Origin of the sequence: Pseudomonas flavescens (assembly GCF_013408425.1) — a bacterium.
Lineage (GTDB): Bacteria > Pseudomonadota > Gammaproteobacteria > Pseudomonadales > Pseudomonadaceae > Aquipseudomonas > Aquipseudomonas fulva_A.
Genome location: NZ_JACBYV010000001.1, coordinates 3,611,231 through 3,632,635, shown reverse-complemented (window position 1 = coordinate 3,632,635; position 21,405 = coordinate 3,611,231). Strand labels below are relative to the sequence as shown.

Annotated in this window: 17 protein-coding genes and 1 pseudogene; 8 read left to right on the top strand and 10 right to left on the bottom strand. The window is 66.2% G+C overall.

The features are described 5' to 3' along the window. Positions 1 to 27 precede the first annotated feature (27 nt). On the bottom strand, positions 28 to 447 hold the full coding sequence (locus FHR27_RS16250) for a hypothetical protein (RefSeq protein WP_042552991.1): 420 nt from the start codon (positions 445 to 447) through the stop codon (positions 28 to 30). A gap of 151 nt (positions 448 to 598) precedes the next feature. Between FHR27_RS16250 and hrpB the strand changes: the two genes are divergently transcribed. After that, the gene (gene hrpB / locus FHR27_RS16245; RefSeq protein ID WP_179539061.1) at positions 599 to 3,145 is read left to right on the top strand and encodes an ATP-dependent helicase HrpB; all 2,547 of its coding nucleotides are present in this window, start codon (positions 599 to 601) and stop codon (positions 3,143 to 3,145) included. Between the two features lie 15 nt (positions 3,146 to 3,160). Here the strand turns inward: hrpB and FHR27_RS16240 are convergent, their stop codons facing one another. From FHR27_RS16240 to speB, 6 genes are all read right to left on the bottom strand, one after another. After that, entirely contained in the window at positions 3,161 to 4,609 is a 1,449-nt protein-coding gene (locus FHR27_RS16240) for an aldehyde dehydrogenase family protein (RefSeq protein ID WP_179539060.1), read from the bottom strand. A 49-nt stretch (positions 4,610 to 4,658) separates the two neighbouring features. Further along, entirely contained in the window at positions 4,659 to 6,260 is a 1,602-nt protein-coding gene (locus FHR27_RS16235) for a 5-guanidino-2-oxopentanoate decarboxylase (protein ID WP_179539059.1), read from the bottom strand. 76 nt (positions 6,261 to 6,336) lie between these two features. Then, complete coding sequence (locus FHR27_RS16230) at positions 6,337 to 7,716, bottom strand: sodium:solute symporter (RefSeq protein WP_179539058.1); 1,380 nt, start codon at positions 7,714 to 7,716, stop codon at positions 6,337 to 6,339. 73 nt (positions 7,717 to 7,789) lie between these two features. Next, positions 7,790 to 9,289 (bottom strand): purine-cytosine permease family protein, encoded by a 1,500-nt coding sequence (locus FHR27_RS16225; protein ID WP_373565122.1) that lies wholly within the window; start codon positions 9,287 to 9,289, stop codon positions 7,790 to 7,792. 461 nt (positions 9,290 to 9,750) lie between these two features. Then, positions 9,751 to 10,140, bottom strand: coding sequence for a YybH family protein (locus FHR27_RS16220; RefSeq protein ID WP_179539057.1), 390 nt, complete (start codon positions 10,138 to 10,140; stop codon positions 9,751 to 9,753). Next, positions 10,137 to 11,096: an agmatinase gene (gene speB, locus FHR27_RS16215; protein ID WP_179539056.1), complete on the bottom strand. Its 960-nt coding sequence runs from the start codon at positions 11,094 to 11,096 to the stop codon at positions 10,137 to 10,139. Before speB ends, FHR27_RS16220 begins: the two co-directional genes overlap by 4 nt. 151 nt (positions 11,097 to 11,247) lie before the next feature. On the opposite strand from speB, the gene FHR27_RS16210 reads away from it, so the two are divergent. Both FHR27_RS16210 and FHR27_RS16205 read left to right on the top strand, forming a co-directional pair. After that, entirely contained in the window at positions 11,248 to 12,141 is an 894-nt protein-coding gene (locus FHR27_RS16210; protein WP_042552998.1) for a LysR family transcriptional regulator, read from the top strand. A 72-nt stretch (positions 12,142 to 12,213) separates the two neighbouring features. Beyond that, positions 12,214 to 12,423, top strand: a pseudogene (locus FHR27_RS16205) (LysR substrate-binding domain-containing protein); the annotation flags it as partial. Between the two features lie 161 nt (positions 12,424 to 12,584). Here FHR27_RS16205 and gudD read toward each other — a convergent pair. The 3 genes from gudD to FHR27_RS16190 form a co-directional block, all read right to left on the bottom strand. Continuing rightward, positions 12,585 to 13,931 carry a glucarate dehydratase gene (gene gudD, locus FHR27_RS16200; RefSeq protein WP_042553000.1) on the bottom strand — a complete coding sequence of 449 codons (1,347 nt, stop codon included), beginning with the start codon at positions 13,929 to 13,931 and terminating at the stop codon, positions 12,585 to 12,587. A gap of 364 nt (positions 13,932 to 14,295) precedes the next feature. Continuing rightward, entirely contained in the window at positions 14,296 to 15,336 is a 1,041-nt protein-coding gene (locus FHR27_RS16195) for a LacI family DNA-binding transcriptional regulator (protein WP_179539055.1), read from the bottom strand. A gap of 39 nt (positions 15,337 to 15,375) precedes the next feature. After that, entirely contained in the window at positions 15,376 to 16,035 is a 660-nt protein-coding gene (locus tag FHR27_RS16190; protein WP_042553002.1) for a YciC family protein, read from the bottom strand. 171 nt (positions 16,036 to 16,206) lie between these two features. Between FHR27_RS16190 and FHR27_RS16185 the strand changes: the two genes are divergently transcribed. The 5 genes from FHR27_RS16185 to FHR27_RS16165 all read left to right on the top strand — a co-directional run bounded on the left by FHR27_RS16185 (position 16,207) and on the right by FHR27_RS16165 (position 21,302). Further along, positions 16,207 to 16,686 (top strand): NYN domain-containing protein, encoded by a 480-nt coding sequence (locus FHR27_RS16185; protein WP_042553003.1) that lies wholly within the window; start codon positions 16,207 to 16,209, stop codon positions 16,684 to 16,686. A gap of 8 nt (positions 16,687 to 16,694) precedes the next feature. Further along, positions 16,695 to 17,300: a 3'-5' exonuclease gene (locus tag FHR27_RS16180; protein WP_042553004.1), complete on the top strand. Its 606-nt coding sequence runs from the start codon at positions 16,695 to 16,697 to the stop codon at positions 17,298 to 17,300. A gap of 138 nt (positions 17,301 to 17,438) precedes the next feature. Continuing rightward, a complete protein-coding gene (locus FHR27_RS16175) occupies positions 17,439 to 17,930 on the top strand; it encodes a sigma-70 family RNA polymerase sigma factor (RefSeq protein ID WP_197076973.1) in 492 nt (163 codons plus the stop codon). Beyond that, positions 17,927 to 18,844: a FecR family protein gene (locus FHR27_RS16170; protein ID WP_179539054.1), complete on the top strand. Its 918-nt coding sequence runs from the start codon at positions 17,927 to 17,929 to the stop codon at positions 18,842 to 18,844. Before FHR27_RS16175 ends, FHR27_RS16170 begins: the two co-directional genes overlap by 4 nt. Before the next feature lie 76 nt (positions 18,845 to 18,920). Next, positions 18,921 to 21,302 (top strand): TonB-dependent siderophore receptor, encoded by a 2,382-nt coding sequence (locus FHR27_RS16165; protein WP_042553007.1) that lies wholly within the window; start codon positions 18,921 to 18,923, stop codon positions 21,300 to 21,302. Positions 21,303 to 21,405 lie beyond the last annotated feature (103 nt).

Here is a 21,405-nt window from a genome sequence, read left to right as displayed (position 1 = left end):
TCATCGCTGACGGGCTGCGCGGGTCAATCAGGCTGCGGGGATCAAGCCATAGGCTGCCAGCTGTTCGCTGCTGCCGCTGTGCTGGATCAGGCGCGGATCGTCGAGCGGCAGGCTGTGGCCGGTCTGGGTTTCGATCAGGGCCTTGAGCTTGGCGGTGTCGACCTTGCCGTCGGCATCGACCACGTCCTTCAGGGAGTCCGGGCTGACCTGGGCGCTCAGGCCGCCTGGCAGGTAGATCGCGCCAGTGGCGAAGTCGACGCCGAAGGCGATCAGGCCGGGGATCACGTAGAACAGGATGCCGATGGCGTTGAGGCCGACGATGACCGGGTCGACACGGCCTTCGATCTGCCCGCGACGATCTGGATAGAAGATAGTGCCGCAGGCGGTGAGTTGAGTGAACAATGTAACGGCGAGAACGCCGCCGATAACACGGGATTTCGTGCGCATCGAGCACCTCCAGAAAAAGTGGACGCCACTATAGCAAGGCACGGATTGCAAAGCTGCTGTGGCGCTGCGAACACGCAGCTTCCGATGCCATCTGACCGGCGAAGCCGGGAGGCGGTTCGCCGTATAATCGCCGGCCAATGATGGAGCCTCGATGAATACCCTGCCGATCGATTCCCTGCTGCCCGACCTCTGCCGTGCCCTGGCCGACCGCGATGAGGTGGTGCTCGAAGCGCCGCCCGGCGCCGGCAAGACCACCCGCGTGCCGTTGGCCGTGCTCGATCAGCCGTGGCTGGTCGGGCAGCGCATCATCATGCTCGAACCCCGGCGTCTGGCCGCGCGTGCCGCGGCCGAGCGGCTGGCCAGCGAGCTCGGCGAAGTGGTCGGCGAGACCGTGGGCTATCGCATTCGCCTGGACAGCAAGGTCGGCCCGCGCACGCGTATCGAGGTGGTCACCGAGGGCATCCTCGCCCGGCGTCTGCAGGACGACCCAGCGCTGGAGGGGGTGGGGCTGGTGATCTTCGATGAATTCCACGAGCGCAGTCTGGACGCCGATCTGGCCCTGGCGCTGACCCTCAACGGCCGGGCGATGTTTCGCGGCGCCGACAGCGGTGAAGCGCCGCTCAAGGTGTTGCTGATGTCGGCCACCCTGGAGGGCGAGCGCCTGGCCGGGCTGCTCGACGATGCCCCGGTGCTGCGCAGCGAGGGGCGCATGTACCCGGTGGATACCCGCTGGGGCGCCCCCTGGCAGGCCGGCGAATGGCTGGAGCCGAAAGTGTTGCAAACCGTATTGCAGGCGCTGGCCGATGAGCCGGGCAGCCTGTTGGTGTTCCTGCCTGGCCAGGCAGAGATCCGGCGGGTGGCCGAACAATTGGGCGAGGCGCTGGCTGGGCGGTCCGACGTGCGCGTCTGCCCGCTGCATGGTGAGCTGGAGCTGTCGGCCCAGCGTACGGCCATCGAGCCGGCACCGGCCGGGCTGCGCAAGGTGGTGTTGGCGACCAATATCGCCGAGACCAGCCTGACCATCGACGGCGTGCGCGTGGTGGTGGATGCCGGCCTGGCGCGGGTGCCGCGTTTCGACCCGGGCAGCGGCATGACCCGCCTGGATACCGGGCGCATTTCCCGGGCGTCGGCCACCCAGCGTGCTGGCCGTGCCGGGCGCCTGCAACCCGGCGTGTGCTACCGGCTGTGGTCACAGGCTCAGCACGAGCAGTTGTCTGCCTATTCCTCGGCGGAAATTCTCCAGGCCGACCTGGCGGGGCTGGCGCTGCAACTGGCACGCTGGGGCGTCGAAGTCGACGAGCTGGTGTGGCTCGACCCACCACCTGCCGCTGCCTACGCCCAGGCGCGCGACTTGTTGCTGCGCCTCGGCGCCCTCGACGAGCGCGGCGTGCTGACCGCCCACGGCCAGGCCATGGCCGAGTTGCCGGCCCATCCGCGTATCGCTCATCTGCTGCTGCGCGGTCAGGCGTTGGGGCTGGGCGAATTGGCCTGTGATCTCGCGGCGCTGCTGGGCGAGCGCGACATAGTGCGCGGCGGCCAGTGCGGCGCTGGTGCCGACTTGCACAGTCGCCTGGCGTTGCTATCGGGCGAGAGCCGGGCGGCACGCGGCGCTGCTGGCGGCGTGCAGCGAGCGCGGCAGTTGGCCAAGCAATTTCAGGGTTATCTGCGCCGGGTGCCGGTCAGTGAGGCAGTGAGCGACCCCGAGAGCGGTCGCTGGCTCGGAGCGCTGCTGGCTTTCGCCTACCCGGATCGTGTCGCCCGGCAGCGTCGCGAGGGCGGCGCCGAATACCGCCTGGCCAATGGCCGTGCGGCGCTGTTCAACGAAGCCGATGCGCTGATGAAGCACGCCTGGCTGGTGGTTGCCGACCTGGGCAGCCGCCAGGGCCAGCGTGAAGAACGCATCTACCTGGCCGCCGAACTGGAGCCGGCGCTGTTCGACTCCGTGCTGGCCGAACAGGTGACCAGCCAGGATCTGCTCGAGTGGGATGAGCGCGAAGGTGTGCTGCGTGCCGAGCGGCAGCGCAAGGTGGGCGATCTGGTGTTGTCCCGTGAAGCGCTGGCCGGACTGAGCGCCGAGGCGCGCACCGCCGCGCTGGTCAATCTGGTGCGCCGCAAGGGCCTAGCGCTGCTGCCGTGGACGCCCGAGCTGCGCCAATGGCAGGCGCGGATCATGTTGCTGCGCGGGCTCGATTTGCAGAGCCAGGCGAGCAGCGAGTGGCCGGACGTTTCGGACTCGGCACTGCTCGCCAGCCTGGATGCCTGGCTGGCGCCCTACCTGGGCAAGGTCACCCGGCTGAGCCACTTCGGCAACCTCGATCTGCCGTCGATGCTGCAGACCCTGTTGCCCTGGCCGTTGCCCCAGCGCCTGGACGAATGGGCACCGCGCAGCCTGCCGGTGCCCTCCGGCTCGCGCATCGGCCTGGATTACAGCGAACACCCACCGGTCCTGGCGGTGCGCTTGCAGGAGCTGTTCGGCCTGGCCGAGACGCCGCGCATCGCCAATGGCCGGCAGCAGGTGCTGCTGCATCTGCTATCCCCGGCACGGCGGCCCGTGCAGGTGACCCAGGACCTGGCCAACTTCTGGCGCACCACCTACGCCGAGGTGAAGAAGGATTTGAAAGGCCGCTACCCGAAGCACTACTGGCCCGACGACCCATTGATCGCCGAGCCCACGGCGCGGGCCAAACCGCGCAAGTAGCGTGCTGCAAATGGCTTAGCCCAGGCAGCGGGTCACGTGCTTAACCGACTGATAGGCGGCCAGCCCCCAGGGGCCCAGCTCTCGGCCGATGCCGCTGCCCTTGGTGCCGCCCCAAGAGGTTTCCACGAACACCGCCTGGACCGAGTTGATCCACACGTGGCCGACCTCCAGTGCCGCGGCGACCCGCTCGGCACGCTGCAGGTCGGCGCTGGCCACGGTGGCGACCAGGCCGAAGCGGCTGTCGTTGGCCAAATCTATGGCCTGCGCTTCGCTATCGAAGCGTCGCGCGCAGAGCACCGGGCCGAAGATTTCCTCGTTCCATAGACGGCTGTCGGTGGGCACATCGGCATACAGCGTCGGCGCCACGAACCAGCCCTGTCTTGCCAGGGGCTGGCCGCCCGCCAGGCAGTTGAGCTGTTCCTGCTGGCCGATGGCGAGGTAGTCGCCGACCTTGTGCCACTGTGCTTCGCTGCTCAGCGGGCCCATGTCGATCTCCTCGTTGAGCGGGTTGCCGACATGCGGGTTACCGACACGCACGGCATTCAGCGCGTCGGCTAGGCGCGGCAGGAGGGTATCGGCGATGCCGTTCTGGATCAGCAAGCGAGAGGTCGCCGAGCACATCTGCCCGGCATTCCAGCAGATGCCGGCGATGATCCATTCGATGGCCTGATCGACATCGCATTCGTCGAACACGATGATCGCCGACTTGCCACCCAGCTCCAGCGTCACGGGCCGGCAATGCTCGGCGGCGCTGTGCATGACGCGGCTGCCCACGGCATTGCTGCCGGTGAAGGACAGTTTGTCGATCTGAGGATGGGCACTCAGTGCCGCGCCAACTTCCGCCTTGCCGCCGACGATGTTCAGCACGCCTGCAGGCAGGCCGAGTTCGTCGGCGATCTGGCCGTAGGCCAGTTCGATCAGCGGGGTGACCTCCGAGGGTTTCAGCACAAGCGTGCATCCGGCTGCCAGGGCCGGGGCGATCTTCCAGGCGCTGGTCACCAGGGGGAAGTTCCAGGGCACGATCAGGCCGACCACGCCGATGGCCTCCAACCGCGTGTGCGAGCTGAAGCCGGGAGCTGCCAGAGCAACTGGCCGGTTCTGCTGGTCGGCCAGGCCTGCAGCGAGATCGGCGTAATAGGCGAAGGTCGCCACGGCATCATCGATGTCTACCTCGGCCTCGTGGCGCGGCTTGCCGTTGTTGCGCATCTGCAGTTCGATCAGTGCATCGCGCCGCCCGCCGATGGCTGCGGCGAAACCGCTCAGGTAGCGGGCGCGCTCGGCTGGCGCGCTGCTCTTCCAGGCGGGCAGGGCCTGGCGGGCGGCGGCCACGGCTTGGTCGACCTGAGCGGTGCTGGCGGCACGCAGCTCGGCGAAAGGCTGGGCGAGGGCGGGGTCGACGACACTGAGAATCTCGGTGCCTTCGCCTGCGGCCCAGCGGCCAGCGATGTAGTGCGGCGTGTTCATGATCATGCTCCGGTAGCCGCGCCTGAGCGCGGTGGAAAGGTCGAGTGATTCAGGGGGCGAAAGGCGGCGCTTCGGCGAGTTCGATGAGCAGCGGGCGGTCATCCGGTGCCTCGCGCAGCAGGGCTTGCAGGTGCGCGTGGTCGCGGGCACGCTCGGCCAGGCAACCGAAGCCGCGGGCGATGGTCAGGAAGTCCGGGGTGTAGATGTCCACACCCAGCGGGGTGATGTCGCGGCGCTCCATGTAGCGCTTGATCTCGCCATAGCCCTGGTTGTTCCACAGCAGCACGACGATGCCGACCCGCGCCTCCACGGCGCTGGCCAGCTCCGGCAGGGTGAACTGGATACCGCCGTCGCCCATCAGGCTGATCACCGGGCGCGTCGGTTCGGCCAGTCTGGCGCCAATCGCCGCCGGCAGGCCGTAGCCCAGGGTGCCGTAGCCGGTGGAGGCATTGAACCAGCGCCGCGGGCCGTCCAGTTCGACCAGGTGATTGCCGCTGTACACGGTTTGCGTCGAGTCGCCAACGAAGCGCGCCGTTGGCAATACCTCGAGGATGCAATCGAACAGGCGGCGATAGTGGGCCCAGCCGCTGAATTCCTCGGCCAGTTGCTGGCGAACCGCGCTGGCCCGCTTGGCCCCGCTGCCTTGCACTTCCCCGGCGCGGTGTGGCAGTTCGCTCAGCAGCGCCTCGATGGCCAGGCCCGCGTCACTGTGAATCGCCAGCGCTGGCTGCTGGTTGCGGGTCAGTTGGTCGGCGTCGATGTCGATACGGATCAGCTCGCCGCCGATGCGGAAGTTGCCGTCGAACACCACGTCGTAATCGGTCTCGCCCAGCTCGGTGCCGATGGCCAGTACCACGTCGGCGTTCAGTGCCAGTTGGCGTACCGGCGGCAGCGACTGGTTGCTGCCCAGCAGCAGTGGGTGCTCGGCAGGCAGCAGGCCCTTGGCGTTGATGGTCAGTGCGGTGGGAGCATCCAGCGCCTCGGCCAGCTGGCGTACCGCCTCGGGCTGCGCCACGCAGCCTCCGCCGATCAGCAGCAGCGGGCTTTGCGCCTGGCGCAAACGCTGTGCAGCCTGCGCGATCAGGGCGGGTGGCGGGGCGGGGCGTGAAGCGATCAGCCGGGGTTGCACGTTCAGGTGGTCGGCTGGCGCGGTGATCACGTCCAGGGGCAATTCGATGTGTACCGGCCGTGGGCGCTGGCCATCGAACACCGCGAAGGCACGGGCCAGCACGTCGGGCAGTTCCTCGACGCTCATCAGGGTATGACTGAACGCGGCGACTCCTGCCACCAGCGCGCGCTGGTTCGGCAACTCGTGCAGGTAGCCGTTGCCCCGGCCGAGGCGCTCGCGCTCGTTGACGCTGGAGATCACCAGCATGGGGATGGAGTCGGCATAGGCCTGGCCCATGGCGGTGGCGATGTTGGTCATGCCCGGCCCGGTGATGATGAAGCACACACCGGGCTTGCCGCTCACCCGTGCATAGCCGTCGGCCATGAAGCCGGCGCCCTGTTCGTGGCGCGGGGTGACGTGGCGGATGCCGCTGTGCGGCAGGCCGCGATAGAGCTCGACGGTGTGCACGCCGGGAATGCCGAACACGGTGTCGACGCCCCAGGCCTGCAGTTGCTTGACGAGGAATTCCCCACAGGTGGTCATGGCAGTTTCCTTTTAGTGGATGTTGACGTGCCGGCGGCTGCGAGCCGGCACGCTGGCATGCAGTCGATGGCAGGCCTCAGGCGATGCGCGTGGCTCGCGTCTGAGGCCGGGTCAGCAGGCTGCCCACCACGAAGGCGAGCAGGCCGATGCTCAGGCTGTAGTAGATCGGCGTATTGGCTTCCAGGCCATCGCGGAACATGAACACCAGTGCCGTGCCGCAGCCCAGCGCCATGCTGGCGATCGCGCCGGTGGTGGTGGCGCGTTTCCAGTAGATGGCGCCGAGCATGGGAATCAGAATGCCGCCGACCAGCAGGTTGTAGGCCAGGGTCAGGGCGCCGATCACGTCGCTGACGATCAGTGCGATGACCAGCACCACCAGCCCGGTGAGAAAGGTGAAGGTGCGCGCCATGCCCAGGCTGGACGGGCGACCGCCACGCAGCTTGGGCAGCAGGTCTTCGGTCACCGTGGTGGAGGCGGCGAGCAGACCGGCGCTGGCGGTGGACATCATCGCGGCCAGCGCGGCGGCGATCACCAGGCCGCGAATGCCATCGGGCAAAGCGCTCTGCACGATCGAGGCGAAGGCGTTGTTGGCGTTGGCCAGGTCGGGCAGCAGGACCTTGGCGCACATGCCGATCAGCGCACCGACCAGGCCATAGATCACGCAGTACACGCCGGCCAGGCTGCCGGCCACCCGGGCCACGCCCTCGCTGCGCGCGGTGAACACGCGCTGCCAGATGTCCTGGCCGATGAGGATGCCGAAGAAGTAGATCAGGAAGTAGGTGAGGATGGTGTCGTAGCCGATGGTGGTCAGGCTGAAGGCGGTGTCCGGCAGCTTCGCCACCAGTGCGTCCCAGCCGCCGACCCGGTACAGGCAGATCGGCAGCAGCACGAACATCAGGCCGACCGTCTTGATCACGAACTGGACGATGTCGGTGAGGGTCAGCGACCACATGCCGCCGATGCTCGAGTAGATCACCACCACGCCACCGGAAAGCAGGATGGCGACCCAGAAGGGCAGGTCGAACAACACCTGCAGCACGGTGCCGCTGGCCAGGGTGGAGACCACGGCGATCATCAGCGCATAGGCGAACATCACCACCGCACTGGCCTGCCGCGCCATGGGCGTGTAGCGGCGTTCGAGAATCTGGGTGACGGTGAAGATGCGCAGCTTGAGCAGCGGCTTGGCGAGAAACAGGTTGAGCACGATGATGCCCGCACCCAGGGCGGCACACAGCCAGAACCCGGAAATGCCATGCACGTACCCCAGGCGTACGGTGCCCACGGTGGCGGCGCCGCCAAGTACCGTGGCGGCCATGGTGCCCATGTAGAAGGCCGGGCCGAGGTTGCGCCCGGCCACCAGGTAATCTTCCTGATTGCGCGCTCGGCGCATGCCATACCAGCCGAGCAGCAGCATGCCGGCGGCGTAAACGATGACTACGGATATATCCAGGATCATGGTTTCGTTCTCGTTTTTCTTGGCGGTGATCCGGGCGCCTGGCGCCCGGTGTGCGAAGCGGTCGAGGGCGCGCTCAGGCGATCCCGGCATCGCTCAGGGCGGGCGCAGCGTTGCTTTTCAGGCGTATCCAGCGCGGGCCGGCGGGGCCATAGACGCTGGCCGGCTCGGGGAACAGATGGAGCAGGGCGAGGTAGAGCACGGCGGCCATGCTCAGGGTGATCGGCAGGCTGACGTCGATACCGCCCGCCAGTTCGCCCAGGGGACCGACGAACTGGCCGGGCAGGTTGACGAAGCACAGGCCCACCGCCGCGCTGGGAATCCACGCGCCGAGGCCGCGCCAGTTCCAGCCATGCTGGAACCAGTAGCGGCCGCCACGCTCGCCACGGGTGAACACCTGCAGGTCATCGGCGTGGTAGAAGCCGCGCCGCACGATCAGGCCGAGGATCATGATCACCATCCAGGGGCTGGTGCAGGTGACGATCAGCACGGCGAAGGTCGATACGCTCTGCACCAGATTGAAGGCGAAGCGGCCGATGAAAATGAAGGCGATGGCCGCCACGCCGATCAGCAGGGTGGCGCCCGCGCGGCTCATCAGGCGCGGGAACAGGCTCGACATGTCCAGGCCGGTGCCATAGAGCGCCGTGGTGCCGGTGGACATGCCGCCGATCACGGCGATCAGGCACACCGGCAGGAAGAACCAGGTCGGCGAGATGGCCAGCAGGCCGCCGACGTAATTGTTGGCTTCGATGTACTGCGGCGCCTGGCTGGCCACCAGCGTGGCGGTGCACAGGCCGAACAGGAAGGGAATCAGGGTGCCGGCCTGGGCGGCGAGCACGGCCAGCATGATGCGACGTTTGGGCGTGTGCCGCGGAATGTAGCGCGACCAGTCGCCGAGAAAGGCGCCGAAGGAAACCGGGTTGCTCATGGCCAGCAGCGCGGCGCCGATGAAGGCGGCCCAGAAGCCCGGTTGTTCGAGGCTGACGGCACCGGCATAGTCCGCGTCGAAGGGCCCCGCGAAGGCGAAGAGGCCGAGCAGGAACAGCAGGCTGGATGCCCACACCGCGATCTTGTTGACCCACAGCATGAAGCGGAAACCGTAGATGCACACCACCAGCACCAGTACCGCGAACAGCCCGTAGGCCAGGCCCAGGGTCAGGTTGCTCTCGGGCAGGCCGATCAGCCGTTTGGCACCGCCGACCAGGGCATCGCCGGAACTCCATACCGACAGCGAGAAGAAGGCCACGGCGGTGAGCAGTGACAGGAAGGAGCCGACGATGCGCCCGTGCACGCCGAAGTGGGCACCGGACGATACGGCGTTGTTGGTGCCGTTCAGTGCGCCGAACAGGCCCATGGGCGCGAGAATCACCGCGCCCACCGCCACGCCGAGGATGATCGCCCACACGCCAGCCTGGAACGACAGGCCGAACAGCACGGGAAAGCTGCCCAGTACCGCCGTGGCGAAGGTATTGGCGCCGCCGAAGATCAGACGGAACAGATCGATGGGGGTGGCGCCGCGTTGATTGTCGGGAATCTGTTCGACACCGAAGGTTTCGATACGCGTCGATTGGCTCATGTGTTTCTCCAGCGCCTGTCACGATTTTTATTAGGGCGGTGTAGGGTCTGTTGACGTTTCACGCACGGCCGCGCCGGAGCCCGTTTTGCCGCGAGGCAAGGCACGAGCCGCGAGGTTTAGCGGGCTAAATGAGCCGGCAAGAAACGCCGCATCGCGGCAAAACCGGCCCGGCCCTGCGGGTTGCGCGGGAAATCTCGCCATGCGTCGTTGGAGGACTTGAAAAGGGAACACCATTCCCTGCGTCCTCCGCCTCGCCTGGCGAGATTTCTCGCGGCAACGCGGCTCGCGCTGAAACGTCAACAGACCCTAGGCACGCTGACCCCGTTATTCACCCCCGACAGTCATCGGGTGGCGGTGCATTGGCAGTGCGGCAAGGCCGCGTGGAACCGACAGGGCTCCAAACCCGCAAGGGTGTATCCGGCACGGCGAGCTTCGGATGGCTCGCTGATGTCCGCTCGTTTTCAGCTGGCGCTTGGGGCTGACAGATGCTCGTGGCAAGCCAGCCAGCGCTCTTCTTCGCGGCGGAACACGATGGTTTCCCGTTCGCTGAGGTGCAGTTCTTCGCCGCCCACCCGCAGGTGCGTAGCGACGTCGTGGATGAAGATGGCTGCCTCACCCTGCAGGCTGACGTGGGCATTGCTGGAGCGACAACCGAGCACCGCGAAACCCTCCGCCTGCCAGCTTCGCCACAGCGCCTGATAGGCCTCACGGGACTGCAGTGGCTGTGCCAGGGTGTGGAAAACGAAGGTGGCATCCTCGCTGAAGCAGGCGAAGTAGCGCGTCGTGTCATTGCTGGCGAAGGCGTCCACCAGTTCGGCGGCGGCCGCGCGAACCTCGGCCACGCGGCTCATCGGCGCACCACGCCGGGCAGCACGCAGAGCATTTCGTAAAGCAGGTTGGCGCCGAGCAGTGCGGTATTGCCGGTGGTGTCGTAGGGCGGCGACACCTCGACCAGGTCGCAGCCCACCAGGTTCAGGCCCTGGCAGCCGCGGATGATCTCCAGCGCCTGGATGGTGGTCAGCCCTCCGACTTCCGGGGTGCCGGTGCCGGGCGCCCAGGCCGGGTCGATGCCGTCGATGTCGAAAGACAGGTACACCGGGCCGCCGTCGACCTTGGCGCGGACTTCTTCCATCAGTGGCGCGAGCGATTTGTGCCAGCACTCTTCGGCCTGCACCACGCGAAAGCCCTGGCGGCGGCTCCAGTTGAAATCGTCGGCGGTGTAGCCCTGGGCACGCAGGCCGATCTGCACCACGCGCTCGCTGTCGAGCAGGCCTTCTTCCTGGGCACGGCGGAAGGTGGTGCCGTGGGCGATCTTCTCGCCGAACATGTGATCGTTGACGTCGGCGTGGGCATCGACATGCACCAGGCCGACCTTGCCGTACTTCTTCTTCATGGCCCGCAGGATCGGCAGGGTCAGGGTGTGGTCGCCGCCGAGGGTCAGGGGGATGATGCCGCGTTCGAGCACGGCGTCGTAGTGCGCTTCGATGATGCGCACGGCGTCGAGCAGATTGAAGGTGTTGATGGCCACATCACCGATGTCCGCCACGTTCAGGGAGTCGAAAGGCGCGGCGCCGGTAGCCATGTTGTAGGGGCGAATCATCACCGACTCGGCGCGGATCTGCCGGGGCCCGAAGCGGGTGCCGGAGCGCAGCGAGGTCCCGATATCGAGGGGGATGCCGATGAAGGCGGCGTCGAGTTTGCCAAGCTCGTCGGGCGTCTGCACGTGGGGCAGGCGCAGCATGGTGGCGATTCCGCCAAAGCGGGGCATTTCGTTGCCGCCCAGGGGTTGGTGGAGAACGTTGTCCACGGTGGCCTCACTCTTTCTTGTGGTTGTCGTGAGGCGATTCTGTTCAGGGAACGGGGTGCGACAAATCCCTGTGGGCAAATAATCAGTTCAGAGATTTCTGAACTATCGGCGGGTAGACTGGCGGCGTCGATGAACCTGCTGGAGCCTCTTCATGTCGTCCGCACTGCCCGATCTCAAGCTGCTGCGCATCTTCGCCTGTGTGGTGCGCAACCAGGGGTTCGCGGCCGCCCAGCAGGAGCTGAACCTCTCCACGTCGGCGATCAGCACCTACATGAGCCAGCTGGAAGCGCTGCTCGGCATCGTCCTCTGTCACCGGGGGCGGGGTGGTTTCAGCCTGACCAGCAAGGGCGAACTGTTCCATCAGGAAACCTTGCGGCTGCTGGCCGAGCTGGAAGGCTTCGAGCGTTATTCGGCAGCGCTCAAGGGCGAGCTGCGCGGCACCCTGAACCTCGGTGTGCTGGACTCCACCGTCAGCGACCCGGCCCTGCCGCTGGCCGAGGTGATCGGTGCCTACAGCGAGGAACACCCCGCCGTACACCTGCACCTGGCGGTGCTCAGCCCTGCCGAGCTGCAACTGGGGGTGCTGGAAAATCGTCTGGACCTGGCCATCGGCGCCTTCTCGGTACGCACCAACGGGCTGGTCTATCAGGCGCTGTACCGTGAGCAGCACTGGCTGTACTGCAGCGACCGGCATCCGCTGTACGCCCAGCGGCGGATTCCTGCTGAAGTGATCACCCAGCAGCGCATGGTTGGTCGTGGCTACTGGAGCCAGGCCGAACTGGCCCGCCACGGCTTCAAGCACAGCGCCGCAACGGTGGAGTCGATGGAAGCGCAGCTGATTCTGGTGCTCTCCGGCGCCTACATCGGCTATCTACCGGAACACCACGCGCAGCAATGGGTGGATCAGAAACGCCTGAAAGTGCTGCTGCCGACCACCTTCGGCTACCAGGCCCCCTTCACCCTGGCCCTGCGCCGCGGCCGCTCCCGCGAACCGCTGATCCAGAGCTTCCGCGACCGCCTCAAGGCCCAGCTGAACCCCGGTTAACCGCGGTGCATGAAGGGGTTAGCAGTCGTTATGGGGCGGGCGCAGCACCGTTTTGGTGGGCTGAAGCCCACCCTACGACTGGTGCTCTCCGGCGCCTACATCGGCTATCTACCGGAACACCACGCGCAGCAATGGGTGGATCAGAAACGCCTGAAAGTGCTGCTGCCGACCACCTTCGGCTACCAGGCCCCCTTCACCCTGGCCCTGCGCCGCGGTCGCTCCCGCGAACCGCTGATCCAGAGCTTCCGCGACCGCCTCAAGGCCCAGCTGAACCCCGGCTAGGCTGCCAGCACTGCAAGTCCTGTGGGAGCGGGCGGGGACGCCTGGTCCATGCCCGCGATTCGGGCGCATGGCGCCCTCCTACAAAGGCCTGCGTTCGGCCGTAGGGCGGGCCGGGCGGCGATCCGCTTCAGCCCACCCAGTTGGCCGCACTGCGAGCGTGCTCAGCGCACCAGGCAGGGCTTCTTGTTATCGAAGGTCCAGCCGCTGATCAGGTACTGCATGGCCACTGCGTCGTTGCGCGCGCCCAGGCCCATGCCCTTGTAGCACTCGTGGGCCTTGGCCACGGCGTCCATGTCCAGCTCCACGCCGAGGCCCGGCTTCTGCGGCACCTTGACCAGACCGCCTTCGATACGGAATGGCTCCTTGGTCAGGCGCTGGCCGTCCTGCCAGATCCAGTGGGTGTCGATGGCGGTGATCTTGCCCGGCGCGGCGGCAGCCACGTGGGTGAACATGGCCAGCGAGACGTCGAAGTGGTTGTTCGAGTGCGAGCCCCAGGTCAGGCCCCAGTCGTTGCACATCTGCGCCACGCGTACCGAACCCTGCATGGTCCAGAAGTGCGGGTCGGCCAGGGGAATGTCCACCGATTGCAGCTGGATCGCATGGCCCATCTGACGCCAGTCGGTGGCGATCATGTTGGTGGCGGTCGGCAGGCCAGTGGAGCGGCGGAACTCGGCCATCACCTCACGGCCCGAGTAGCCGTTCTCGGCGCCACAGGGGTCTTCGGCATAGGCGAGCACGTGATGCTGGTCGCGGCACAGGCGGATGGCCTCCTGCAGCGACCAGGCACCGTTGGGGTCGAGGGTGATGCGTGCATCGGGGAAGCGTTCGGCCAGTGCGGTGACCGCTTCGATTTCCTCATCGCCGCGCAGCACGCCGCCCTTGAGTTTGAAGTCCTTGAAGCCATAACGCTCGTAGGCGGCTTCGGCGAGGCGCACCACGCCCTGGGCGTCCAGCGCCTCTTCGTTGCGTACCTGGAACCAGGCGTTGTCGGCATCCGCTTCCTGGCGATAGGGCAGGTCGGTTTTGTTGCGGTCGCCGACGTAGAACAGGTAACCGAGCATCTCCACGGCATCACGCTGCTGGCCTTCGCCAAGCAGGGCGGCGACCGGTACTTCCAGGTGCTGGCCGAGCAGGTCGAGGAGGGCAGCCTCCACGGCGGTGACGGCGTGGATGGTGATGCGCAGGTCGAAGGTCTGCAGGCCGCGGCCGCCGGAGTCGCGGTCGGCGAAGGTCTGGCGTACCTGGCCGAGCAGTTTCTGGTACTGGCCGATGGATTGGCCGAGCAGCAGTTGGCGGGCATCTTCCAGGGTCTGGCGAATGGCTTCGCCGCCCGGCACTTCACCGACGCCGACATGTCCGGCGTTGTCGCGCAGGATCAGCAGGTTGCGGGTGAAGAAAGGGGCGTGGCCACCGCTCAGGTTGAGCAGCATGCTGTCGTGGCCGGCAACCGGGATGACCTCCAGTGAGGTGATGACCGGGGTGCCTGTGTGGATATTGTTATTGTTCATCGCTTGACTCCTGTTGCCGTCGCCGGCGTTGCGGATGGTCTGGCTGCCTTGCTGGGGCAGCGGTAACGGATCGCTTCGGGTGTCGCTGGTGGTAGAGAAGATAACGCTATCATCATAAACAGATAACGTTATCATTCAAGCGTGAATTTACAGATTGGCGGTTGCGGAAGATGCCTTTGGGGTGATTGGGGCACCTGAAAGGCTTGGCCGATGGAGGTGATGGCGTGGGTGTGATTCGAGATGGATCGCCCGCAAGCGGGCTCCTACATGGGAACCGTGAATCGTTTTCTAGATGTGGCCTGGGTTGATACCCCGCTCCCGGCTATCGCTGCGCTCAACCCAGGCTGCGGGAAGCGGCTTCCTGTCAGCCCGTGCTTTCACGCTCGATGATCGCAAAGCCGGTATCGACGCGCGCCTCGGCACCCTGGCCGTCGAAGCGGCGCAGCAGTGCCTCGGCGACCTGGTTGCCCATCTCCGCGGCATTCACGCTGACCGTCGAGAGGGCAGGGCTGGCGAACTGGCCGTTGAGGGTATCGCCGAAGCCCAGTACGGCGAGGTCGCCAGGTACCTTCAGGCCGCGGCTGGCGGCTTCGGTGAGCACGCCGAGGGCGACGGTGTCCGAGCTGCAGAAGATGAAATCCGGCTGCTCACCGCCATCGAGCAACGCGGCCAGGCCCTTGCGGCCGACTTCCCAGGTCGCCGGCAGGGGCAAGGTCTGTACCGCCACGGCGTCGACACCCAGGGCGGTGAGGCGCTCGATCACCGCATTGCAGCGGCGCAGCGCACGGGGATCGTCGACGCCGATCACTGCCCAGCGCCGGTAGCCCCTGGCGAAGAAGTGCTCGGCCACCGCGGTGCCGACCTGCTCATGGGAGAAGCCCACCTGCATGTCCAGGCCGTCTTCACTCAGGTCCCAGGCCTCGACCACCGGGATGCCAGCGGACGCCAGGCGCTCACGGCTGGCCTGGGTGTGGAAGGTGCCGGTCAGCACGATGCCATCCGGGCGGCGGCCGAGAATGGCGGCCAGCAGGGCTTCTTCATGCTCCGGGGTGTAGCCGCTCGGGCCGACCAGGGCGTGATAGCCGGCCTCGGCGAGACGGTCCATGATGGCCTGCACCACGCTGGCGTAGATCGAGTTGGCGATGGTCGGCAGCACGATGGCCACCAGGCGACTCTTGCTGGTCGCCAGGCCGCCGGCCATCAGGTTGGGCACGTAACCCATGGCACGCACCACTTCCAGCACATGGGTGCGGGTGGCATCGCTGACCAGCTCCGGGCGCTGGATCGCCCGCGACACGGTGATCGGTGACACACCGGCCTTGAGGGCCACATCCTTGACCGTGATCGGCAGGTCGCCGAGGTCACCGCGGTCTTTGGCCAGCTCTCTGCGCGATTTTCTTGCCACGTGGTCGTCTCGGTCTTGAACGGTGGGTTGTCCGGCAGATTACGGCAGCGGCGCGGTGTTGTCGCCCGTGCGCAGCATGTACAGGCGGAACACCACCACCGTGGTGAATAGCTGAAAGAGACCGAGCAGCAGGTCCAGCAGCAGGCGCCCGGCAGGCTCCGCGGCAATATCGCCGGCCCAGAAACCAACCAGCCACGGCGGCACCATGACCAGCATCACGCAGGTCAGAATCGGCCAGAAATGGCCTTGGGTCAGTTGCAGGCTCTGATGCAGCGCCTGCAGCGGCGACACCCCGCGCAGCACCAGCAGGTAGTCGGAAAACACCAGGCGCACCATCAGCCACAACCCCGGCAGGATGAACAGCGAGGCGCCGAGCATGATCGCCAGGGTGCCGATGCCGGCCAGCAGCACGAAGCGCGGCCACAGGCTCAGGCTCATGGCGACCAGCGCGCCCCTGGCCGGCTGCTCGCCCCGGCTGCGTGCGTCGATGAAGAGGATCAGCGCGGCGCTGTACAGCGGATAGAAGAGCAGCCCGAGCAGCACATCGTAGAGCGGCACCTTGGCGGCTGTGACCAGACCTTCGAGCTGCATGCTCAGCGCGGCTTCGAGCAGCAGGAAGGGCAGGCACAGGAGAATGATCTGCAGCAGGTTTTGCCGGAAGAAGAACCAGGCGTCACGCAGGGCGTCGAGGGGATTCATGGAAAGTCGCGGCCAGAAAAACAGGCCGCCATCATACGAGGGCGTCGGTTTCTCGACCAGCCACGAGACGAGTCGTGGTCACCATCGGGGCCGCGTCTTTCGACCTGAGGGGCGCGAGACTGGCATACTGGCCACCCGTGCACCCCGCGCGAGCCCTTGTGAGGATGTCCGGTGAAGAAAATAGCCGTGTTCGCCGATGTGCAGAATCTCTATTACACCGTACGCCAGGCCTATGGCTGTCACTTCAATTACACCGCGCTGTGGGCCGAGCTGGCCGGCGGCGGCGAGATCGTAGAGGCGTACGCCTATGCCATCGACCGTGGCGATCCGAAGCAGCAGCAGTTCCAGCAGATCCTGCGCAACCTCGGCTTCACCGTGAAGCTGAAACCCTACATCCAGCGCAGTGACGGTTCGGCAAAAGGGGACTGGGACGTGGGCATCACCATCGACGTGATGGACGCGGCGGCGAACGTCGACAGCGTGGTGCTGGCCTCCGGTGACGGCGATTTCGATCTGCTGCTCGAACGCATTCGCCAACGTCATGGCGTCGAAGCCGTGGCCTACGGCGTTCCCGGGCTCACCGCGCAGTCGCTGGTGCGCGCGGCCACTCGTTATGTGCCCATCGAGGGGCATCTGTTGCTGAAACACTGAGGCTTTACGTGAAACCCATTGCTGTCATCGACTTCGAAACCACCGGCATGTCGCCGGCCCAGCAGGCCCGCGCCACCGAAATAGGCGTGGTGATCATCGAGAACGGGCAGATCACCGCGCGTTACCAGAGCCTGATGAACAGCGGTGCCTGGGTGCCGCCGTTCATCGAGCAACTGACCGGCATCAGCAACGCCATGCTGCGCAGCGCACCCCCGGCAGCCGAGGTGATGCACGAGGTCGCCGAGTTCGTTGGCGACATTCCGATGCTGGCGCACAATGCCTCCTTCGATCAGAAGTTCTGGGACGCCGAGCTGGGCCTGATCGGCCGCACGCGTGTCCAGCAGTTCGCCTGCTCGCTGTTGCTGTCGCGGCGTCTGCTGCCTGGCGCACCGAGCCACAAGCTTGGCAACCTCAATCGCTGGGCGCGCCTGCCGGACACCGGCAAGGCTCACCGGGCGCTGGCCGACGCGGAAATGGCCGCCAACCTGACGCTGCATCTGTGTCGCCTGCTGCGCGAGCAATACGGCCGCAGCGTGGTCGATCACGACTTCCTGCGTCAGTTGCAAGGCATGTCCGCAGCCAAGGTGCGTGCGCTGCTCGGTGCCCTGAGTTAACGGCCGTCGCAGTTGCCGGTCGGCTACTAATAGTTCTCATTTACTTTGCCTCGTGGCGCTCTCTATACTGCCCGCCCCCTGATGGCTGACGCCGTCGAAACATGGCCGAGGTGGATGATGGAGTGGGGCGGAATCAATTTGCGCTGGGCCTACACCGATCTGCTGCTGAGCCTGAGCCGGCGTACCCATTGCGTGCAGCGTGCCTATGACGTGCTGCACGATGCCTTCATTCGCTTCGTGCTCGCCAACCAGCGTGGCGTCATCGAACAGCCCAACGCCTACCTGCGGCGCATCGCCCATTCCGTTCTGATCGACCATTACCGCGACGCTTCGCGCTATCAGCCGTTTCCCGAGGCTGGCAGCGAGCCGCGCATGGATCTGGACGAGGGCGCGTCGTTCGTCCCTTCGGCCGAACATCTGGCCGACCTCCAGCAGCGTCTGGATGCCCTGCAGCGCATTCTCGATTGCCTGCCGCCGCGTTGCCGCGAGGTGTTCTGGCTGGTGCGTATCGAAGGGCACCGCCAGGTGGAGGTCGCCGCGATGCTGCAGATCAGCACCACCATGGTCGAGCGCCACCTGGTGCGTGCCTTGCTCGATCTGCACGAGGCCCGCGAGCTGCTCTGCCCATGAGCGCGCGGCGTCGTGAGGCGGCGCACTGGTTCGCGCGACTGCTCGAGTTGCCGGACGATCACCCCGAACGCCAGGTATTCGCCAACTGGCTGGCCGCCGACCCGCGCAACGCTCAGGAATTTCACAGCTTCAAGCGCTTGTGGGGCGACTTCTCCAGCACCGATCAGACCCGTGCCCTGGCTGGCGCCATGGAGAACGTCGGGCGCCGGCGCTTCCTGCGCAACGGCATGCTCGGCGGCTTGCTGCTCGGCGGCCTGGGTGCCTGGCTGCTGGCCCGCCATGCCGCGCGCCAGGAACTGCAACTGTTCACCGGCATCGGTGCGTTGCGGCGCATGCAGCTGGCCGACGGCAGCGAGGTGCAGATGGATGCCGATACACGCATCCAGGTGCTCTTCGATGATCGCGTGCGGCATCTGACGCTGTTGCGTGGGCGGGCCATCTTCGACGTGCGCCACGACCCGCAACGCCCCTTCGTGGTGGATGCCGGCGCGGCACAGGTGCGGGTGCTGGGGACGCGTTTCGTGGTCGAGACGTTCGACCGGCGCGTGCAGGTCAGCGTGGCCCGTGGCCGGGTCGCGATGACCAGCGGCGAGCAGCGCATCGAGCTGGGCGCCGATCAGGTCGGCCTTTATCGTGAGTCTGTCGGGCTGCGGCGTTCGGATCGCAAGGCGGCGGGCGCTTTTGGCTTCAGCAGCGGCAGCCTGGTTTTCGAGCAGGCCGACCTGGGCGAGGTGGTGGCCGGCCTTGCCCGTTATCGCGAAAAGCCGCTGCGCCTCGAGCAGCCGGTCATGCCGCAGACACTCACCGCCGTGGTACAGGTGGCCGATATCGAGGCATTCGTTCAGGCCTTGCCGCAGCTTGCCGGGGTACGCCTGCAGGAGCGTGCCGACGGCACCCTGTTGCTGCCGCGCTGAAAATTTTCGCGTTCCAGGTTGGGCTTTTCGCAGCCTGCTCCGTCAAGGGGTATCCGAGATCATCACGAGACCCCTCATGCTGCGCACATCCCTGAAAACACTGGTCACCGCCAGCGCCCTGACGCTGGCACTGGGCGTACAGGCAGCCCCCGTCGAACTGGATCTGCCGGCGCAACCGCTGGCTGCCACCCTGAAGCAGCTGGCCAGCCAGGCCGGGGTGACCCTCGCCGTCGATGATCGCCTGGTCGCAAGCCGCTCGGCGCCTGCGCTGAAGGGCACCTTCGCCATCGATGATGCGTTGCGTCGTCTGCTCGCCGGTTCGGGGCTGGTGGTGCAGCGCAGCGGCGACGTCTGGCTGATCATGGAGCACGGGCCGTCCGCCGCGCTCGACCTGCAGGCCACCACCATCAGCAGTGATCTGGCGAGCAGCGCTACCGAGGGTAGCGGTTCCTACACCACCCGTGCGGTCACCCTGGGCAAGGGCGCGCAGTCGTTGCGTGAAACCCCGCAGTCGGTCAGCGTGATCACCCGCCAGCAGATGGACGATCGTAATTTCACCTCCCTGGATCAGGTGCTCTACAGCGCACCGGGCATCACCCTGCAGACGCGCAACTTCGGCGACCATCAGTACAATTCCCGGGGTTTCGAGCTGGGCGCCGATGCCTATCTGGTCGATGGCATGCCCGGCGTGATTCACAGCCCCACCGGCTGGATGACCCCGGACACCGCCGTTTACGACCGCGTGGAGATTCTTCGTGGCGCCGCCGGCCTGCTGGTCGGCAACGGCAACCCGGGCGGCGCGGTCAATCTGGTGCGCAAGCGGCCGACTGCCGAGCCGCGCTTCTCGGTGACCACCCGCGCCGGCTCCGACGATTTCTACCGCATGGACCTGGATGGTAGCGGCGCGCTGAACGAGTCCCGCACCCTGCGCGGTCGTGCCTTGGTGGCCTACGAAGATCGCCAGTATTTCTACGACCGCGAAGCCAGCCGCAAGCCGCTGTTCTACGGCATCGTCGAAGCCGACCTCAATGACGCCTCGACTCTTTCCGTTGGCCTGCGCCGGCAGACGGGCGTCACCAGCGGCTACTCGATCTTCGGCCTGCCGCGCTACAGCAATGGCAAGGCCCTCGGCGTTTCCCGTTCCACCTCGCTGGCGCAGGACTGGAACCGCCACGAAAGCGAGCAGACCGAAGTTTTCGCCGACCTGGAATATCGCCTCAGCGAGGACTGGACCAGCAAGACCTCGCTGACCCGCGCTGAAGGGGGCTTCGATCAGCGTTCGGCACTGCCTCAAGGCGCGATCAACCCGGCCACCAATACGGGCTCGCGCTTGTTCCGAACGCTGTACCGCAGTGATGACGTGACCAACACCGGTATCGACAGCAACCTTTCCGGCAGCTTCGAAGCCTTCGGCCTGCGCCATACGCTGATGGTCGGCGGCAACTGGTCCCGCGAGGAGCAGTACAGCAAGAACGCCAATATCAATACCGCTGCGGGCGTCGGCGCCATCGACGTGTTCGACCCGAACCATCAGGCATTGGCCAGGCCGACGCGTGCCGCCTGGACGTCGATCAACGACAGCGCCGAGACTCGTTATGGGGTTTACGCCAATACGCGGCTGTACCTGAGCGAGCCACTGAGCGTGGTGCTGGGTGGACGGTTGAGTTGGTACGAATACGAGACCGAAGAGACCCTCAGCGGAACCAAGGCAGGGAATCGTCAGGATCACGAGTTCACGCCCTTCGTCGGCGTCATCTACGACCTCAACGACCAGTGGTCGTGGTACGCCAGCTACGCCGACATCTTCCAGCCACAAAGCGATTACCGCACGGCAGCGGGCTCGCTGCTCGATCCGGCCGTTGGCGTCAATTACGAAACCGGTATCAAGGGCGAGCTGTACGACGGACGCCTGAATCTCTCCGCTGCGCTGTTCTACATCAAGCAGGACGACGTGGCGGCAGAAGACCCCAGTGGCGCGCTCTGCGATTCGAACATCGATGGCCTGTGCTACCTGAATGCCGAGATCCAGCGCAGCAAGGGTTACGAACTGGAGGCCAGTGGTGAACTGCTGTCCGGCTGGCAGGTGGCAGCCGGCTACACCTTCAACCAGACCAGCAAGGCCAGCGGCGGCCCCACCGACTACCAGACGCCCAAGCACTTGCTGCGTGCCTCGACCACTTATCAGTTGCCTGGTGCGCTCAATCGCCTGACCGTCGGCGGCGCCGTTTCCGCGCAGAGTGGCTACAGCACCGATACCTACGGCCCTGAAGTGAGCAACGCCGGTCGTGCGGTCTACGATGCCCTGGCCACCTGGAAAATCGACCAGCACTGGACGATTGGCCTCGATGCCAAGAACCTGTTCGACAAGACGTACTACAAGTCCGTGGGTGAGCTGCGCCGCGGCAATTACTACGGCGATCCGCGCAGCTACATGTTCACCTTGCGCGGTGAGTTCTGAGTCGCATGCCGGAACTCGTGGCCTGGCGTTGAGCGAAGCGCTACCCAGGGTGTTCATCCCCGGGTAGCGCCGCGCTGCAACTGAGCGGCCGCTACCCGGACAG

Coding starts and splice junctions, on each gene's coding strand:
- FHR27_RS16250 (WP_042552991.1), bottom strand. CDS start 447: ATGCGCACGAAATCCCGTGTTATCGGCGGCGTTCTCGCCGTTACATTG.
- hrpB (WP_179539061.1), top strand. CDS start 599: ATGAATACCCTGCCGATCGATTCCCTGCTGCCCGACCTCTGCCGTGCC.
- FHR27_RS16240 (WP_179539060.1), bottom strand. CDS start 4,609: ATGAACACGCCGCACTACATCGCTGGCCGCTGGGCCGCAGGCGAAGGC.
- FHR27_RS16235 (WP_179539059.1), bottom strand. CDS start 6,260: ATGACCACCTGTGGGGAATTCCTCGTCAAGCAACTGCAGGCCTGGGGC.
- FHR27_RS16230 (WP_179539058.1), bottom strand. CDS start 7,716: ATGATCCTGGATATATCCGTAGTCATCGTTTACGCCGCCGGCATGCTG.
- FHR27_RS16225 (WP_373565122.1), bottom strand. CDS start 9,289: ATGAGCCAATCGACGCGTATCGAAACCTTCGGTGTCGAACAGATTCCC.
- FHR27_RS16220 (WP_179539057.1), bottom strand. CDS start 10,140: ATGAGCCGCGTGGCCGAGGTTCGCGCGGCCGCCGCCGAACTGGTGGAC.
- FHR27_RS16210 (WP_042552998.1), top strand. CDS start 11,248: ATGTCGTCCGCACTGCCCGATCTCAAGCTGCTGCGCATCTTCGCCTGT.
- gudD (WP_042553000.1), bottom strand. CDS start 13,931: ATGAACAATAACAATATCCACACAGGCACCCCGGTCATCACCTCACTG.
- FHR27_RS16190 (WP_042553002.1), bottom strand. CDS start 16,035: ATGAATCCCCTCGACGCCCTGCGTGACGCCTGGTTCTTCTTCCGGCAA.
- FHR27_RS16170 (WP_179539054.1), top strand. CDS start 17,927: ATGAGCGCGCGGCGTCGTGAGGCGGCGCACTGGTTCGCGCGACTGCTC.
- FHR27_RS16165 (WP_042553007.1), top strand. CDS start 18,921: ATGCTGCGCACATCCCTGAAAACACTGGTCACCGCCAGCGCCCTGACG.